A 14,812-nucleotide genomic window follows, 5' to 3' on the forward strand; every position below is an offset into this window, starting at 1 on the left:
GTCAGGCGTCTTTCCCGACGACATCGGCCGCGGCATCCGCCGCCGCCCGCAGGATCAGCGACGACGACTGCGCGCCCGGGTCGCGGTGTCCGATCGCCCGCTCCCCCAGGTAGCTCGCGCGTCCCTTGCGGGCCACGAGCGGTTCGGTGGCCTTCGCTCCCTGCTCCGCGGCGGTGGCGGCCGCATCCAGGATCTCGGCCTCGCTCTTGCCGTCGGCCTGGGCCGCAGCGGAGGCGTCGACCGCCGGAGTCCAGGCGTCGATCATCGTCTTGTCCCCGGGCTCGGCCTTGCCGCGCAGCACGATGCCGTCGCGGGCCGCGGTCAACAGGGCGACCAGCGCGGCGCCGTCCAGCTCGGGCTCTTTGCCCACGGCGGCGGCCGCCTTGAGGTACGCGGTGCCCACCAGCGGTCCGGATGCTCCGCCCACCGTGGAGATGAGCGTGGTGGCGACCAGCTTCAGGGCATCACCCGGCACGGCGTCCGTCGGCAGGTCGTCGAGTTTGGCGAGCACGGCGGTGTATCCCCGGTCGAGGTTCTCGCCGTGGTCGCCATCGCCGATCTCACGGTCGAGGGTGACCAGTTCGACCCGGTGCTCCGAGACGACCTGCGCCGTTCGCCGGATCCAGTCCGTGGTCCAGGTGATACCCAAGCTCATTCGTCTACCTTCCCCAGCGCAGCGCCGCGGTCTGCACGGGCGCATCCCACAACTCTGTCAGTTCGTCGTCGAGTTTCAGCACACTGATCGACACCCCCTGCATCTCCAGCGAGGTCACGAAGTTGCCCACCAGGGTGCGCGTGACGGTGATGCCCTTCTCGGCCAGCACCTCGGCCGCGCGGCGGAACACGATGTAGAGCTCCACCTGCGGGGTGCCGCCCATGCCGTTCACGAGCAGCAGCACGTCGTCGCCCGAGGCGAACGGCAGGTCTTCCAGGATGGGCGCCAGCAGGCGGTCGACGATGGCGTCGGCCGGCTCGAGCTTGATCCGCTCGCGGCCCGGCTCGCCGTGGATGCCGATACCGATCTCGATCTCGTCGTCGGCGAGCACGAAGCTCGGCTCGCCGGCGTGCGGAACCACGCAGGGGGTGAGCGCCACGCCCATGGTGCGCACCTGCGCATTGACCTTCTCGGCGACCGCCACCACGGCATCCAGGTCGTCGCCGCGCTCGGCGGCCGCTCCCGCGATCTTCTCCACCAGAACGGTTCCGGCCACGCCGCGACGCCCGGCCGTGTAGAGCGAGTCCTTCACGGCCACGTCGTCGTCGATGATCACCGAACGCACCTCGATGTCCTCCGCGGCGGCGAGGTCGGCGGCCGTCTCGAAGTTGAGCACGTCGCCGGTGTAGTTCTTCACGATGTGCAGCACGCCCGCTCCACCGTCGACGGCCTTGGTGGCCGCCAGGATGGGGTCGGGCGTCGGTGAGGTGAAGACCGGACCGGGAACCGCGGCGTCGAGCATCCCGAACCCGACGAATCCGCCGTGCAGCGGCTCGTGCCCGCTGCCCCCGCCGCTGACGATGCCGACCTTGCCGGAGACCGGCGCGTCTTTCCGCACGATGTAGATCGGATCGTGCGAGACGGTGACGATGTCGCCGTGCGCGGCCTCGAACCCCACGACGGCCTCGTCGACCACGTTCTTCGGGTCGTTGATGAGCTTCTTCATTGAAATTCCCCTTCGATCGGACGTTCGTCGCCCGCGACGGGAGCCAGAGCCTGGCCATCCACGGCAAATCTACGCCGTTTCACAATCGGGGCGGTAGCGCCGGCGGGACGGCGCCGAAGATCGCGCGGGATCGCCGCAAATAGCCGTATACCTGACAACATCCTGGGTTTATGGTGGGGGCAACCGTTCACCACGGAGGTCACAGCGGGTGGCCGAACAGTGCGAAGGAAGGTCATCGTGGACAATCTCGGTATCGATTTCTTGTCGGAGCTGGTGGGAACAGCGCTGCTGGTCCTGCTCGGCTGCGGCGTCGTCGCGAACGTGGCGCTGGTGCGGACGAAGGGATTCAACGGCGGGTTCCTGATGGTCAACATCGGCTGGGGCCTCGCGGTCTTCGCCGGTGTGATCGTCTCCTACGCCTCGGGCGCGCACCTGAACCCGGCGGTCACGCTGGGCCTGCTCGCCAACGGCGCGACGGAGTTCGGATCGGCGGCGACTCCGGTCGATGTCAACTTCCTCTCCGTGATCGCCTATATCGGTGCGCAGCTGATCGGTGCGATCATCGGTGCGGTGTTCGTGTGGCTGGCGTACAAGCAGCACTTCGACGAGGAGCCGGAGCCGGCGAACAAGCTGGGCGTGTTCTCGACCGGTCCGGCGATCCGGTCCTACGGCTGGAACCTGGTGACCGAGATCATCGGCACGTTCGTGCTGGTGTTCGTGGTGATCGGCTTCGGCGGCGGCCGTCAGGGCGACGGCGGTCTCGCGGCCCTGGGCGCTCTGCCCGTGGCGCTGCTCGTGATCGGTATCGGTGCCTCCCTCGGTGGCCCGACCGGATACGCGATCAACCCGGCTCGTGACCTCGGCCCGCGTATCGCGCACTTCATCCTGCCGATCAAGGGCAAAGGCACGTCCGACTGGTCGTACTCCTGGGTCCCGGTCGTGGGCCCGATCATCGGCGGTGTGCTCGCCGGTCTGCTCGCAATTCCGCTCCTGCCGATCCTCACCTGACACCCAGCGGGCCGGTCCACAGTGAAGTGGACCGGCCCGCTTTCCTTTCGGCGCGGTCGCCCCGCGCCCATCCGGTCACCATTCGTCTACCCACAAAGGAGTTGCCATGACGGATTACATCATCGCCATCGACCAAGGAACCACCTCGACCCGCGCCATCGTGTTCGACCATGCCGGCACGATCGTCTCGCAGGGCCAGAAGGAGCACGAGCAGATCTTCCCGAAGGCGGGCTGGGTCGAGCACAACCCGAAGGAGATCTGGGATAACACCCGTGAGGTGATCGGCCAGGCCCTCTCCAAGGCCAACATCACCCGTCACAACGTGAAGGCCGTCGGCATCACGAACCAGCGCGAGACCGCCGTCGTCTGGGACAAGACCACCGGTGAGCCCGTCTACAACGCCATCGTGTGGCAGGACACCCGCACGCAGTCGATCGTCGACCGCCTGGCGGCCGACAGCGACCTCGGCACCGAGCGCTTCAAAGACATCGTGGGCCTCCCGCTGGCCACGTACTTCTCAGGCACGAAGATCGTCTGGATCCTGGAGAACGTCGAGGGCGCCCGGGAGAAGGCCGAAGCCGGAGACCTGCTGTTCGGCACCACCGACAGCTGGGTCACTTGGAACCTCACCGGAGGTGTCGACGGCGGCGTGCACATCACGGACGTCACGAACGCCTCGCGCACCCTCTTCATGGATCTCGAGACGCTCGAGTGGCGTGACGACATCCTCGAAGCCTTCAACGTGCCGAAGTCGATGCTTCCCGAGATCAAGTCCTCGTCGGAGGTCTACGGCACCGTGCACGACTCCTCGCTGCTGCGGGAAGTGCCGGTCGCGGGCATCCTCGGCGACCAGCAAGCGGCCACCTTCGGTCAGGCGGCGTTCGACGCCGGCGAGGCCAAGAACACCTACGGCACGGGCAACTTCCTGATCTTCAACACCGGCACCGAGATCGTGAAGTCGAAGAACGGTCTGCTCACCACCCTCGGCTACAAGCTCGGAGACGACGTCCCGCACTATGCGCTGGAGGGGTCGATCGCCGTCACCGGTTCACTCATCCAGTGGCTGCGTGACAACCTCGGCCTCATCTCCTCGGCCCCCGAGGTGGAAGACCTGGCCAAGACCGTCGACGACAACGGTGGCGCGTACTTCGTGCCGGCGTTCTCGGGTCTGTTCGCGCCCTACTGGCGATCGGATGCTCGAGGCGCCCTCGTAGGCCTCACCCGCTACGTGAACAAGGGCCACATCGCCCGGGCGGCCCTGGAGGCCACGGCCTTCCAGACGAAAGAGGTGCTCGACGCGGTCAACGCCGACTCCGGTGTGCCGCTGACCGAGCTGAAGGTCGACGGCGGCATGATCGCCAACAACCTGCTGATGCAGTTCCAGGCCGACATCCTCGACGTGCCGGTCATCCGCCCCGTCGTGGCGGAGACCACGGCGCTCGGTGCGGCCTACGCGGCCGGCCTCGCGGTGGGCTTCTGGGCCAACCTCGACGAGCTGCGTGCCAACTGGCAGGAGGACTCGCGCTGGACCCCCGAGCTCGACTCGGCCGAGCGCGACCGCCTCTACCGCAACTGGAAGAAGGCCGTCACGAAGACCCTCGACTGGGTCGACGACGACGTGGTGTGAGCTAGCTGCCGGTCGCGCCGGGCTTCGCTCGGCGTGACCGGGCTGCGCCGGTCCCTGCCCGGCGCAGCGCGACATGTGAGCGCGCGGTCGAGGGACGCGGCCTGGCGGTCGCATCCCTCGGCCACACGCTCACCTTGGGTCGTCGAGTGGGGCCTGAGACTTTGGATCGGGCCCGGGACGTTGATGCCAGGTCTAGTCTCAGCGCTGGGTGGCGGCTACCCAGGCGGACAGCTTGGCGGCTGCGGCGCCTGTGTCGATTGCTGCGGCTGCTAGGGACTGCTTTTCGGACAGGCGCTCCAGGAGGGGGCGGTCGACCTGGGAGGGGTCGTTGGCGAGGTCGTAGGCGACGAGGCCGGCGGCGGCGTTCAGGAGGACGATGTCACGTACGGGGCCGGGATCGCCCGAGAGCACCCGATGCACCACCTGGGCGTTGTGGTCGCCGTCGCCGCCCAGGAGCTGGTCGATCGAGGCGCGCGGGATGCCCAGGTCGCGCGGGTTGAGGTCGTGCTCCTTCACCGATCCGCGGGACACCTCCCAGATGTGGCTGTGACCCGTGGTGGTGAGCTCGTCCAGTCCGTCGTCGCCCCGGAACACCAGTGCGGTCGCGCCGCGGGTCTGGAAGACGCCCACGATCAGCGGGACCCGGTCGAGATGGGCGACGCCCACCGCGGAGGCCTCGGTGCGCGCCGGATTGCAGAGCGGGCCGAGGAAGTTGAACACGGTCGGCACGCCGAGTTGGCCGCGCACGGCCCCGGCGTTCTTAAAGCCGGGGTGGAACTTCGCGGCGAACGCGAAGGTGATCCCGGTCTCGGCGAGCACTTCCGCGACCCGCGCCGGCTCGAGATCGACGTCGATGCCGAGCGATCGCATCACGTCCGACGCGCCCGACTTCGACGAGGCGGCCTTGTTGCCGTGCTTGATCACCGGGACACCGCTGGCCGCGGCCACGATCGAGGCCATCGTCGACACGTTCACGGTTCCGAAACGATCGCCGCCGGTGCCCACGATGTCCAGCGCCATCGGGTCGACGTCCAGGGGCAGGGCGTGGTCCAGGATCGCGTCCCGGAACCCGACGATCTCGTCGACGGTCTCGCCCTTGGCCCGCAGAGCGACCAGGAACCCCGCCAGTTGAGCCTCGGTGACAGCACCCTCCATCACCTGATCCATCGACCAGGCGGCCTCCGAGATGGAGAGATCCTCTCCGGTCAGCAGACGGGCGATCGTGTCGGGCCAGGAGTGCGTTTCAGCCATAGCAGCGATCCTATGGCCGGTTGGCCCGCCTCCTGGGCCGTGCCATCACCCGAGACACGCCGGTAGTCCCGGGCGAAGCCGCGTATGTGCAAAAAATCGCCTGTGAATTCAGACATAATGGAACAGTGACGAGCAGCTCATTGACCCATTCTCAGAGTGCCACCATGGTTCAGCGCCCCAACATCGTGGCGGTGGGAACCATCGTGTGGCTCGGCAGCGAGGTCATGTTCTTCGCAGGCCTCTTCGCCATCTACTTCACCCTGCGTTCCACGAACCCGGGTGCATGGGCCGAGCAGGCCACGATCCTCAATGTGCCGTTCGCGCTCGTCAACACGATCATCCTGGTGATCTCGTCCTTCTGGTGCCAGTTCGCCGTCTTCGCCGCCGAGCGCGGTCAGGCCAAGCGCACCGGCTGGAGCCCCGTCAAGTGGGGCGTCACCGAGTGGATGTTCCTCACCTACGCCTTCGGTGCGATCTTCGTCAGCGGCCAGGTGCTCGAGTACGCCACGCTCGTCTCCGAGGGCATCACCATCGACGGCAACGCCTACGGTTCGGCCTTCTACCTCACCACCGGCTTCCACGCCCTGCACGTCACCGGCGGCCTCATCGCGATGCTGCTGATGCTCGGCCGCGTCTTCGCCGTCAAGAACTTCGGTCACAAAGAGGCGACGTCCATCATCGTCGTGTCGTACTACTGGCACTTCGTCGACGTGGTCTGGATCGGCCTGTTCCTGGTGATCTACGTGCTCAAGTAGCACGCAGCCACCTGGCATCCGCCGACGTCGTTTCGCCCAGTTCGAACAGAGAGTAGAGAGAATGGCCCGCAAGAGCAGGAAAGCAGGCAGACGCCACCCCCTGGCGACCGTCGTGCTGATTGCTATCGGCCTGGTCGTCACCGGTGGCGGATACGCCGCCTTTAGCAGCACGACCACCGCATCCGCCGACACCAGCAGCGCCGCCAGCCAGAGCGTGATCGAGGAGGGCGAGAAGCTCTTCGCCTCGAACTGCGCCACCTGTCACGGCATGGACCTCGCGGGCACGCCCGACGGTCCCAGCCTGATCGGCGTGGGTGCCGCGGCCGTCAACTTCCAGGTCGGCACCGGTCGTATGCCGATGGCGATGCAGGGCCCGCAGGCGCTGCAGAAGCCCGCCCAGTTCACGGATGAGCAGACCGCCGCGATGGCCGCTTACGTGGCGTCGATCTCCCCCGGTCCCGCGATCCCCGACGAGAGCCTCCTGCAGGCCGACGGCGATGCCGCGAACGGCGGCGAGCTGTTCCGCGTCAACTGCGCCATGTGCCACAACGTCGCCGGCGCCGGCGGTGCGCTCACCGAGGGCAAGTTCGCCCCCGAGCTGAAGGGCGTGCTGGCCACCCACATCTACGAGGCCATGCTCACCGGCCCGCAGAACATGCCGGTCTTCAACGACGACAACCTCTCCCCCGAAGACAAGCGCGACATCATCACCTACCTGAAGTACATCGAGAACAACCCCTCGCCGGGTGGAAACGAGCTCGGTTCGCTCGGTCCGGTGGCGGAGGGCCTCTTCGTGTGGATCTTCGGGCTCGGCGCGATCATCGGTCTGATGGTCTGGCTGACGGCGAAGTCGAACTAGTCCGCGACGCCTTGTACAACGGCACAGCACAACAGCAAGCTCGAAAGGGAAAACAATGGCACATGACGAGGTGAGCGGCCACGATACAGCCGCTTCAGATTCGTCGGCCGTCGAGGTTAGTCGAGGCACATCGACCGGCACCGCGGTCATTGCTTCCGATGTCGTGAACCCGGGCGAGCCGCCCCACCGTCACCGCATCACCGACACCGACCCGAAAGAAGCCAAGAAGGCCGCCCGCTCGGTCTACACGCTCTTCTACCTGTCGATCGCCGGAAGCATCTTCGCCCTGGCCGCCTACATGGCCTTCCCGATCGAAGACGGCTCCATCAACGCCATCCGACTGAACACGCTCTTCATCGGAGTCGGATCGGCGCTCGGCCTGTTCGGCATCGGTCTCGGCGCCGTGCACTGGGGCAAGGCCCTGATGTACGACAAGGAGGGCATCGACGAGCGCCACCCCGTTCAGGGAACGCCCGAGACCCGGGCCCGTGCCGTCGAGATCTTCGACGAAGCCGACCGCGAGTCGGGCTTCGGGCGCCGCACTCTCATCCGGAATAGCCTGATCGGCGCGATCATCGCCTTCCCGTTGCCCGGTCTGGTGCTCTTCCGTGGCCTGGCTCCGCAGGACCAAGACCCGGTGGAGCTGCTCAGCCACACCATGTGGAAGAAGGGCGACCGTCTGACGCTCGACCCCTCCGGCATCCCGGTCAAGGCCTCGGATGTCACCATCGGATCGGTCTTCCACATCATCCCCGAGGGTCTGAACGAGCGTCACGACAAGCTCGAGCAGAAGGCCAAGGCGGCTGTGCTGCTCATGCGCCTCAACCCCAAAGACCTCAACATCAGCGAGGGTCGCGAGGGCTGGTCGTACGACGGCATCGTCGCGTACTCGAAGATCTGCACGCACGTCGGATGCCCGGTGGCACTCTACGAGCAGCAGACGCACCACCTGCTCTGCCCCTGCCACCAGTCGACCTTCGACGTGGTGAACGAGTGCGAGGTCATCTTCGGACCGGCCAAGCGGCCGCTGCCGCAGTTGCCCATCGAGGTCGATTCCGAGGGATACCTGGTCGCGCAGAGCGACTTCCACGAGCCCGTCGGCCCTAGTTTCTGGGAGCGCACATGAGCACCACCATCGAGCACAGCGAGACCACGGATGCTTCGGCTCCCCCGGTCCGCAAGGGCGGCGGCTTCACCGGTGCCGCGGCCAACTACCTCGACGAGCGCACCAGCATCTCGGGTGTCGTCAAGGAGTTCGGTCGCAAGATCTTCCCCGACCACTGGTCGTTCATGCTCGGTGAGGTGGCGCTCTACAGCTTCGTCGTCATCATCCTCTCGGGCACGTTCCTGACGTTCTTCTTCCAGGCGTCGATGGTCGAGACGCACTACGACGGATCCTGGGTTCCGCTCAAGGGCGTCGAGATGTCGGCCGCCATGGAGTCGGCACTGCACATCTCGTTCGACGTGCGCGGTGGACTGCTGGTTCGCCAGATCCACCACTGGGCGGCGCTGCTGTTCATCGCGGCCATCGGCCTGCACATGCTGCGGGTGTTCTTCACGGGAGCGTTCCGCAAGCCGCGTGAGCTCAACTGGATGATCGGCTTCACCCTGTTCGTGCTGGCGATGGCCGAGGGCTTCACGGGCTACTCGCTTCCCGACGACCTGCTCTCCGGTAACGGTCTGCGGATCATCGACGGCCTGATCAAGGGTCTTCCGGTCATCGGCACCTGGACGTCGTTCCTGCTGTTCGGCGGGGAGTTCCCGGGAACACAGATCGTGGGGCGTTTCTACACGCTGCACATCCTGTTGCTCCCGGCGATCCTGGTGGCGGCTCTGGCTCTGCACCTGGTGTTCGTGGTCGTGCACAAGCACACCCAGTTCGCCGGCGCCGGCCGCACCGAGAAGAACGTGATCGGCTACCCGATCCTGCCCGTGTACGCGGCTAAGGCCGGTGGTTTCTTCTTCCTGGTGTTCGGCGTCATCGTTCTGATGGCTTCGTTCTTCACGATCAACCCGATCTGGAACTACGGCCCGTACGACCCCTCCCCGGTGTCGGCGGGTACGCAGCCCGACTGGTACATCGGCTTCGCCGACGGAGCACTGCGTCTGATTCCGCCGGGCTTGGAGTTCGTCTGGCTGAATCACACCTGGTCGTTCAACATCATCATCCCCGTGGTGGCCTTGGTGTTGCTGCTCCTGCTCGTTGCGATCTATCCCTTCGTCGAAGGCTGGGTCACGGGAGACAAGCGCGAGCACCACATCCTCGACCGCCCGCGTAACACGCCCACCCGTACCGCCATCGGTGCGGCCGGTGTCACCTTCTACGCCGGTCTCTGGGCGGCGGCCTCCTCCGACCTTGTAGCGACGCACTTCCAGCTGTCGATCGAAGGTGTGATCCATGTCGTGCAGGCCTGGGTCGTGCTGGGTCCGTTCTTGGCCTACTTCGTCACCAAGCGCGTCTGCATCGCGCTGATGAAGAAGGACCGCGAGATCGTTCTGCACGGCTACGAGTCGGGCCGCATCGTTCGACTCCCCGGTGGCGAGTACATCGAGGTGCACGAGCAGGTCGACGACTACGAGCGCTGGCGACTGGTGGACTACGAGGTGTACGAGCCGATCATGGTTCGTCCGAACGCGCAGGGCAAGATCACGGGCGCTGCACGCCTGCGAGCCCGCATGTCGAACTGGTTCTTCGAAGACCGCATCGCTCCTGCGCAGCAGAGCGAGCTCGGTCAGGGTGGTCACGGCCACGACGACACCCCCGGCGAGATCGAGGGCGGCAAGGGCCACTAGCCCACCCCGCTCCCTCACTCAGGGCCCGGCACTCATCGGAGTGCCGGGCCCTTCGTCGTTCCCGGCGCCATTGAGTAAGAACTGCTCATAACGGCTGGTCCTTTGCATGCGGGAGCATCGATCGTGATCCCCACCCACTATCGAAAGCGACCCTCATGATCACCATCTCCAGAACCCGCAGGCTGCGCTCCCGCGCGGCCGCCATCGCAGCCGCAGCAGTCGGCCTCGCCACTGCCCTCGCCGCGCCCACGGCGGCATCCGCCCTCAGCCCGGGCCTTCAACTGTGCCCACCGACGGTGCAGAAGATTGGCACTGCCTATTCCGAAGACTTCTTCGACAGCCACGAGGGCACGTTCGATGTGTCCATAATCGGGGGAGCACTCCCGCCCGGCATCTCGATCTACAACCCCGGTTGGGCCGGACGCTACCAGGGCACTCCGACGCAGAAGGGAAGCTACCAGTTCACCTACCAGACCGTGGACACGAACCACGGCGACGTGCAGTCGAAGACCTGCCGGGTGGACGTGGTCGCAGCGGACTCCATTCTGCAACGCATGGACGGTGATGATCGGTATGACGTCGCCGCCAACCTAGCCCTGCAGATGCTTGCGTACGGCCCCACCAAGAAGGGTGGCATCGTCTACTTGGCGAGTGGCGAGAACTTCTCGGATGCGCTGAGTGCGTCAGCGGTGGCAGCTCAACATGATGCTCCCCTCCTGCTCACGTCAGCCGGCCACCTCCCCGCGCAGACGTCGCGGATGATCACCATCCTCGAGTCGAAGCAGATCGTGGTCGTCGGCGGTGAGAACAGCATCAACGCCTCGGTTGTAGCGGAGCTCACAGCGCTGCGGTCCGGCGCCAGCATCACCCGCATTGCTGGGGCCGACCGTTTCGAGGTGTCTCGAAATCTCATCAGCGACACGAGGTTCGGGGCGACGCCGTCCACGAAACTCTACGTCGCCACGGGCCTGAAGTTTCCGGATGCGTTGAGTGCCAGCCCGGCTGCTGCCAAGGCGAAGACGCCGGTGCTACTTGTCAACGGTGGTGCGACGGAACTGAGCGCGGCGGAGAAGGCGCTGCTCACTGCGCGCGGCGTCACGAGCGCGACGGTGTTCGGTGGCGAAGACACCCTCTCCGCCGGAGTGGCTGCCTCCATCAAGACGGTTACTGGTGCGGTCGACCGGATCGAGGGCGACGACCGGTTCATCGTGTCGGCGAATGTCACCGCGGCGAACTACACGTCGCCGGTCGACACGATCTACTTCGCCACGGGCGCCAACTACCCCGACGCGCTTGCCGGCGGCGTGCTGGCCGGAGTGAAGGGTGCGCCGATCCTTCTCACGCAGAAGAGCTGCGTCGCTCAGGAGGTTGCCGACCAGGTGCGGGCACTCAAGCCCAAGCACATCGTGCTGCTCGGCGGCCCGAACAGCCTCGACGCCAACCTCGAGAACCTGCCCGTCTGCTGACGCTGCCCTGAGGTGCTGCAGAGAGGCCCGTCACTCTTCGGAGTGGCGGGCCTCTCTGCGACGGCGGAGCCCGGCAACGACGGAGCCTGGGGCTTGATTCGGGCCATCAGTCCGTCGTTGGCTGCGACGGCGCAGAGATTCCGTCGTTGCGCAGGTGCACACTTCGCAGGACGCGAGTGAGCGAAGCGGGCCTGCATGCCGAAGGGGCCACCATCCGTGTGGATGAGGGCCCCTCCGGCGGTGCGACGGGCGGCTAGCGGGCGAAGTAGCCGCGGTAGTACTCGAAGACCCAGCCGACGATCGCGACGAGCAGGAGTGCGACCGCGATGAACGAGATCCAGAAGCCGACCGCGAGGCCGAGGACCATCAGCGCGCCACCACCGGCGAGGATGATCGGCCACCAGCTCCAGGGGCTGTAGAAGCCCATCTCCGGGTCACCGTCGTCGATGTTCGAGTCGAGGCGGTCTTCGGGAAGCTCCGCACCCTGTGCCTTGTGCACACGACCGAGGTAGAACGCCAGGAACGCGGAAAGGATCGCGGCAAGGCCGATGGCGAGTGCGCCGACCCACTCGATCTGACCTTCGTACCAGATCAGCGACCAGACGATGTAGACGGCATCCGCCAGCAGCATGAAGCCACACAGGATCCAGAAGAGGTTGGTGTTGACTCTCATGGGTTACTTGACCTTGCCTTGCGAGACGTCGTAGGTGGGGGCATCCGGAGCATCCTTCGCCGGACCGACGCCGACCGGGATGCCGGCCTCGGGGTGGTTCAGGTCGAAGGCCGGAGACTCCGAACGGATGCGCGGGATCGAGGTGAAGTTGTGGCGCGGCGGCGGGCAAGACGTGGCCCACTCGAGCGAGCGCCCGTAACCCCACGGGTCGTTGACCGTGACCTTGGGCGCCTTGCGGGCCGTGATGTACACGTTCAGGAAGAACGGGATCAGCGACGCGGCCAGGATGAAGGCACCGATGGTGGAGAGCTGGTTCATCCAGGCGAAGCCGTCCTCAGGCTGGTAGGTCGCGTACCGACGCGGCATACCGAGCACGCCCAGCCAGTGCTGGATGAGGAACGTGGTGTGGAAGCCGATGAACAGCAGCCAGAAGTGCCAATGGCCGAGACGCTCGTTGAGCATCTTGCCCGTCCACTTGGGCCACCAGAAGTAGAAGCCCGAGAACATGGCGAACACCACGGTGCCGAACACCACGTAGTGGAAGTGCGCCACGACGAAGTAGGTGTCGGAGACATGGAAGTCGAGCGGCGGCGAGGCCAGGATGACACCGGTCAGACCACCGAAGGTGAAGGTGATCAAGAAGCCGATGGCCCAGATCATCGGCGTCTCGAAGGTGACGGAACCCCGCCACATCGTGCCGATCCAGTTGAAGATCTTCACACCCGTGGGGACGGCGATCAACATCGTCATCAGGGCGAAGAACGGCAACAGCACCGAACCGGTGACGTACATGTGGTGAGCCCACACCGTGACCGAGAGCGCTGCGATCGAGATCGTCGCGTAGATGAGGGTCTTGTAGCCGAAGATCGGCTTGCGGCTGAACACCGGGAAGACCTCGGAGACGATACCGAAGAACGGCAGCGCGATGATGTAGACCTCCGGATGCCCGAAGAACCAGAACAGGTGCTGCCAGAGCAGAACGCCGCCGTTGGCCGCGTCGTAGATGTGCATGCCGAACACCCGGTCGCCACCGAGGGCGAACAGCGCGGCGGCCAGCACCGGGAAGGCCATCAGCACGAGGATCGAGGTGACCAGAATGTTCCAGGTGAAGATCGGCATCCGGAACATCGTCATGCCGGGGGCACGCAGCGTGATGATCGTGGTGATGAAGTTCACCGCACCGAGGATGGTGCCGAAGCCCGAGAGCCCCAGGCCGAAGACCCAGAGGTTTCCGCCGTCTCCTGGTGTGAACGTCGTCGATGACAACGGGGCATAGGCGAACCAGCCGAACGACGCCGCACCCTGCGGGGTGAGGAAGCCGGAGACGGCGATCAGCGAACCGAAGAGGAAGAGCCAGAAGGCGAACGCGTTCAGGCGAGGGAACGCGACATCCGGAGCACCGATCTGCAGCGGCATGATGACGTTGGCGAAGCCCGCGAACAGCGGCGTCGCGAACATCAGCAACATGATCGTGCCGTGCATCGTGAACAGCTGGTTGTACTGGTCTTTCGTCTGCAGCAGCTCGAGACCGGGCTCGAACAGCTGGGCGCGGATGACCAGGGCCATCACACCGCCGAGGCAGAAGAAGATGAACGAGGCGATCAGGTACATGTACCCGATCGTCTTGTGGTCGGTGGAGGTGATCCACTTGACCAGGATGTTTCCCTTGCGCCCGACGGTCTTCGACGGTGTGGGAAGGGGGGCCGGTGCGCCGGCGGGCGCCACGTCGACGGTTGCAGTCATGTCGCGTTCCTACTCTTCTTCCGCGGGCTTGCCGATGCCCGGGAGATTCTGATTGCGGTCGTACTCGTGGCCCAGCTGACCCGTCTGACCGGCGTCTTTCAGGGACTGGATGTAGTCGTCGTATTCCTGCTGCGAGACGACCTTCACGTTGAAGAGCATCATCGAGTGGTATTCGCCGCAGAGCTCGGCGCACTTTCCGCTGAACGTGCCCTCGCGCTCGGGCGTGACGTACATGTCGTTCGTCTTGCCGGGGATCATGTCCTTCTTGTAGAGGAAGTCGATGACCCAGAAGGAGTGGATGACGTCGCGCGACTCGAGCTGGATGTGCACCTGCTTGCCGACGGGCAGGTAGAGCACCGGCAGCTCGGACTCGACGAGGTTGCCGTTCGCGTCGTCGGGGTCGTCTTGACCCTGGACTCCGGCGTAGTAGACGTCTTCGTCGACGTAGTTGAAGTCCCAGGCCCACTGCTTGCCGAAGACCTGGATGGTGACATCCGGGTTGTCGTAGGCTGCTTCGATCTCGCTCTGGTCTTTCGCGGTGAAGGCGAAGAAGCCGAGCACGAGGATCAGGGGCACGATCGTGTAGAAGATCTCGATCGGCATGTTGTAGCGCAGCTGCGCCGGCAGACCGGTCTGGCCCTTGCGGCGGCGGTACACCACGATCGCCCAGATGGTGAGGCCCCAGGTGATGACACCCACGATCAGCAGCACGATCCAGGACGTGACCCACAGACCGATCACCTTGTCGACGTTGTTCGTCGTTCCCGGTTCCGTCGGCAGCCAGCCCTGGAGCTGAGCTTGCGTGCAGCCAGCAAGGACAACAGACATGACGACCGCGATTGGAATCGCGGCCCATCGGAGACGTCGGTTAGAGCGCACCAGAGACCTTTCGGGAAGCTACACCTGAGTGTATTTGACCTCCTCCTAGCCTACTGTGTGGAATTCCTCGTCGCTGCCACAGGCACACCGGATGAGG

At 65.5% G+C, this 14,812-nt stretch carries 13 protein-coding genes; 7 read left to right on the forward strand and 6 right to left on the reverse strand.

Annotation, left to right across the window (positions count from 1 at the left end):
- Position 1 precedes the first annotated feature (1 nt).
- Positions 2-655, reverse strand: coding sequence for a dihydroxyacetone kinase subunit DhaL (dhaL, locus tag Q0D75_RS06350; protein ID WP_291050567.1), 654 nt, complete (start codon positions 653-655; stop codon positions 2-4).
- 4 nt (positions 656-659) lie between these two features.
- Positions 660-1,661 carry a dihydroxyacetone kinase subunit DhaK gene (dhaK, locus tag Q0D75_RS06355; protein WP_291050569.1) on the reverse strand — a complete coding sequence of 334 codons (1,002 nt, stop codon included), beginning with the start codon at positions 1,659-1,661 and terminating at the stop codon, positions 660-662.
- A 234-nt stretch (positions 1,662-1,895) separates the two neighbouring features.
- Here dhaK and Q0D75_RS06360 point away from each other — a divergent pair, with 234 nt between their 5' ends.
- Together Q0D75_RS06360 and glpK are read left to right on the forward strand one after the other, a co-directional pair.
- On the forward strand, positions 1,896-2,669 hold the full coding sequence (locus Q0D75_RS06360) for an MIP/aquaporin family protein (protein WP_291050751.1): 774 nt from the start codon (positions 1,896-1,898) through the stop codon (positions 2,667-2,669).
- Positions 2,670-2,775: 106 nt separating this feature from the next.
- On the forward strand, positions 2,776-4,296 hold the full coding sequence (gene glpK / locus Q0D75_RS06365; RefSeq protein ID WP_291050570.1) for a glycerol kinase GlpK: 1,521 nt from the start codon (positions 2,776-2,778) through the stop codon (positions 4,294-4,296).
- Between the two features lie 198 nt (positions 4,297-4,494).
- Here the strand turns inward: glpK and trpD are convergent, their stop codons facing one another.
- Positions 4,495-5,547 carry an anthranilate phosphoribosyltransferase gene (gene trpD / locus Q0D75_RS06370; RefSeq protein ID WP_291050573.1) on the reverse strand — a complete coding sequence of 351 codons (1,053 nt, stop codon included), beginning with the start codon at positions 5,545-5,547 and terminating at the stop codon, positions 4,495-4,497.
- A gap of 125 nt (positions 5,548-5,672) precedes the next feature.
- On the opposite strand from trpD, the gene Q0D75_RS06375 reads away from it, so the two are divergent.
- From Q0D75_RS06375 to Q0D75_RS06395, 5 genes are all read left to right on the forward strand, one after another.
- The gene (locus tag Q0D75_RS06375) at positions 5,673-6,302 is read left to right on the forward strand and encodes a heme-copper oxidase subunit III (RefSeq protein WP_291050576.1); all 630 of its coding nucleotides are present in this window, start codon (positions 5,673-5,675) and stop codon (positions 6,300-6,302) included.
- A 61-nt stretch (positions 6,303-6,363) separates the two neighbouring features.
- Entirely contained in the window at positions 6,364-7,161 is a 798-nt protein-coding gene (locus Q0D75_RS06380; protein ID WP_291050579.1) for a c-type cytochrome, read from the forward strand.
- A 55-nt stretch (positions 7,162-7,216) separates the two neighbouring features.
- Positions 7,217-8,287, forward strand: a complete 1,071-nt coding sequence (locus Q0D75_RS06385; protein ID WP_291050582.1) for a Rieske 2Fe-2S domain-containing protein — start codon at positions 7,217-7,219, stop codon at positions 8,285-8,287.
- On the forward strand, positions 8,284-9,954 hold the full coding sequence (locus tag Q0D75_RS06390; RefSeq protein ID WP_291050585.1) for a ubiquinol-cytochrome c reductase cytochrome b subunit: 1,671 nt from the start codon (positions 8,284-8,286) through the stop codon (positions 9,952-9,954). Before Q0D75_RS06385 ends, Q0D75_RS06390 begins: the two co-directional genes overlap by 4 nt.
- A 155-nt stretch (positions 9,955-10,109) precedes the next feature.
- Entirely contained in the window at positions 10,110-11,420 is a 1,311-nt protein-coding gene (locus tag Q0D75_RS06395; protein WP_291050588.1) for a cell wall-binding repeat-containing protein, read from the forward strand.
- Between the two features lie 253 nt (positions 11,421-11,673).
- Here Q0D75_RS06395 and Q0D75_RS06400 read toward each other — a convergent pair whose 3' ends face one another.
- From Q0D75_RS06400 to coxB, 3 genes are read right to left on the reverse strand one after another with little or no spacing between them, the layout of a single operon-like run.
- Positions 11,674-12,093 (reverse strand): cytochrome c oxidase subunit 4, encoded by a 420-nt coding sequence (locus Q0D75_RS06400; protein ID WP_291050591.1) that lies wholly within the window; start codon positions 12,091-12,093, stop codon positions 11,674-11,676.
- A 3-nt stretch (positions 12,094-12,096) separates the two neighbouring features.
- Positions 12,097-13,836: a cytochrome c oxidase subunit I gene (ctaD, locus tag Q0D75_RS06405; RefSeq protein WP_291050593.1), complete on the reverse strand. Its 1,740-nt coding sequence runs from the start codon at positions 13,834-13,836 to the stop codon at positions 12,097-12,099.
- 9 nt (positions 13,837-13,845) lie between these two features.
- Entirely contained in the window at positions 13,846-14,715 is an 870-nt protein-coding gene (coxB, locus tag Q0D75_RS06410) for a cytochrome c oxidase subunit II (protein ID WP_291050596.1), read from the reverse strand.
- Between the last annotated feature and the right edge of the window lie 97 nt (positions 14,716-14,812).

This window comes from Herbiconiux sp. (genome assembly GCF_023264855.1).
GTDB lineage: Bacteria > Actinomycetota > Actinomycetes > Actinomycetales > Microbacteriaceae > Herbiconiux.